This is a genomic window from Streptomyces flaveolus (assembly GCF_014648815.1).
Lineage (GTDB): Bacteria > Actinomycetota > Actinomycetes > Streptomycetales > Streptomycetaceae > Streptomyces > Streptomyces flaveolus.
On sequence record NZ_BMRV01000038.1, the window covers coordinates 1 to 1443 of the forward strand.

The 1443-nt window shown below is 69.7% G+C and carries 2 protein-coding genes; both read right to left on the reverse strand.

Features of this window, described 5'->3' with window-relative positions:
• A partial coding sequence (locus IEZ05_RS36075; RefSeq protein WP_189234553.1) for an FtsK/SpoIIIE domain-containing protein occupies nt 1-972 on the reverse strand: 972 nt, incomplete at its 3' end.
• Nucleotides 973-975: 3 nt separating this feature from the next.
• Nucleotides 976-1332 (reverse strand): SCO3933 family regulatory protein, encoded by a 357-nt coding sequence (locus tag IEZ05_RS36080; RefSeq protein WP_189234554.1) that lies wholly within the window; start codon nt 1330-1332, stop codon nt 976-978.
• Nucleotides 1333-1443 lie beyond the last annotated feature (111 nt).

Below are 1443 nucleotides of genomic sequence, written 5' to 3' on the forward strand. Positions count from 1 at the left end.
ATAAATGCCGGCGGCGCGGCCGAGCTGGGCGAGCCGGGCCAGGGCGGTGATGATCCGATCGCGGCGCTTCTCGTCTTCCTTGGTGGCGAAGAGGGCAAGTTCGGCGACCTCATCGACCAGGACCACGATCGGCACCGGTCGCAGATCCTCGGGCAGGTCCCAGATGTCGGCGGCGATCTCCGCATCCGGCACGTCCGCGGTGATCCGCTGCTCGGCCCGGATCAGCTGGTAGACGTCCTGCATGTGGGAGACGAGGGCGTCTAGGAGTTCGGCGGCGGTGTCAGGGTTGTCGGCCAGCGCGGAGAACCGCCGTGCCAGCGGGAACAGCTCCACACCCTGCTTGCAGTCGATGCCGACCAGGGCGACCCGCTGCGGGGCGAGCGCAGCCACGAGGTTGCGCTGATAGACCGACTTGCCGGACTCCGTCGCGCCGATGACCAGCCCATGCGGCACCGTGCGGTAGTCGCGGTAGTGCACGGCACCGTCCTCGCGCAGGGCGACCGGCACCCGCATCGGCTGGGAGTCGACCGCGGCGGGCATCTGTACGCGCTTGAGGACGTCGTAGCCGGTCATGCGCAGCTCCACCACACCCGAGCGCAGCTCACGCGAGGTGACGCCGTACATGGCGAACGAGTGCCTCAGCCGGTCGCACGAGGCCGCCACGTCGAAGGCGTCCTGACCGGGCCGGAGCTTGAGCCGTAACACCAAGCCAGTGCGGGTGATCCGCAGCCGGAGGATGCGCGGGGCCCGCGGGCCGGGAACGGGCCGGTTGGTCATCCGGGCGACCGTGAGACGCCAACGCGGAGCCGGAACGGTCAGGCCACAGGCGTCCATGACCGAGCCGTAGCGGACCAGCACCCGCAGCGCGGCGAGGGTGACCCCGAAGGTCAGCCAGTACCAGGCGGGCCGCCGCCACCGCAGGAGACCCGCAGCGGCGACGACCAGCACCAGGGCGACGATCAGCCACGTCATGGCTCAGGCCGCCTTCGAGGACGAGGCGCCGGCCACGATCGAGGTGACCGCGACCGCGCGGAAGGCGATGCCGTGCCGCTTCTGGCCGTTGAACTCGTTCTCCCACGGCCGGGCGATCAGACCGGTCAGCGCGACCGGGGTGCCCATCATCAGGTCACCGGAGATGCCGGACTCCGGGACGGTCACGGACAGGATCTCCACCTCACCGTTGGCCGCGAACATCACGTCCACGGTCGACAGCGCGGCACCGGTCTCGGCGTCCATCGCCCGCTCACCGGTACGACGGTCCTTCACCTTCGGCTGCGGGGGCTGCGCCACCATCACGGTGGCCGCGGACGTGTCGACGGGAATCTGACGCATGATGGAACTCCCTTTCCGGGGACGGGAGCGGCGTACTTACTTGGCGGTGTGTCGCCGCTCCTGTGTGTTGACGGAAGCCCGCAGCTCAGCCGCAGACTTTGCGCTTCCAAC

Bases quoted from the DNA above. Each gene is read 5' to 3' on its own strand.
- IEZ05_RS36080 (WP_189234554.1), bottom strand. From the start codon at position 1,332: ATGCGTCAGATTCCCGTCGACACGTCCGCGGCCACCGTGATGGTGGCG.